Here is a 702-nt window from a genome sequence, read left to right as displayed (position 1 = left end):
GGGGCCGGGCGGAGACGGCGCAGGGGGAGGTGACCGTGCGGTGGGCGTACGAGGTGATGGGGCCGGCGGTTGCCGGGGCGTTGCTGGTGTTGATTCTGCTGGTGGTCGGCTGAGGGGGACGGGGGTCGGCCCCCGAGGGGTCGGCCCCCGGGCCGGGGTGCTCGGCTTCGGTGGGGCCGACCTGTCAGTGTCCGACCGCGGTGTGGTCAGATGCCTGCCGCTGCCGACAGGTCGCGTTTGATCGACTCCAGTAGGGCCGTCGCCTGTGCGCGGGCCCCGGGGAGCTCGGCGTGGGTCGCGACCGGGAGCACGACCTCCAGGTAGCACTTCAGCTTCGGCTCCGTGCCGCTCGGGCGGACGATCACCCGGGCGCCGTCGAGGGTGTAGCGCAGGCCGTCGGTGGGCGGGAGGGTGTCCGTGCCCTGTGTGAGGTCGTCGGTGCGGGTGATCGGCAGGCCGGCGAGCTCGGTCGGGGGCTGTTCGCGCAGGCGGCGCATCGCGGCCGCGATCAGGGACAGGTCCTCGACGCGGACCGAGAGCTGGTCCGTGGCGTGCAGGCCGTGTTCCACGGCCAGGTCGTCGAGGAGATCGAGGAGGGTGCGGCCCTCCTCCTTGAGCTGCGACGCCAGTTCCGTGATCAGGAGCGCGGCCGTGATGCCGTCCTTGTCGCGTACGCCGTCCGGGTCGACGCAGTAGCCGAGG

2 pseudogenes are annotated in these 702 nt (G+C 73.1%); one reads left to right on the top strand and one right to left on the bottom strand.

The features are described from left to right. A pseudogene (locus CCL05_RS46830) lies at window positions 1-113 on the top strand (PH domain-containing protein); the annotation flags it as partial. A gap of 93 nt (window positions 114-206) precedes the next feature. On the opposite strand, the pseudogene CCL05_RS41755 reads toward CCL05_RS46830, so the two are convergent. Continuing rightward, window positions 207-702: pseudogene (locus CCL05_RS41755) on the bottom strand (phospho-sugar mutase); the annotation flags it as partial.

This window comes from Streptomyces africanus (genome assembly GCF_002150735.1).
Lineage (GTDB): Bacteria > Actinomycetota > Actinomycetes > Streptomycetales > Streptomycetaceae > Streptomyces > Streptomyces africanus.
This window is presented reverse-complemented; position numbering and strand designations above follow the sequence as displayed.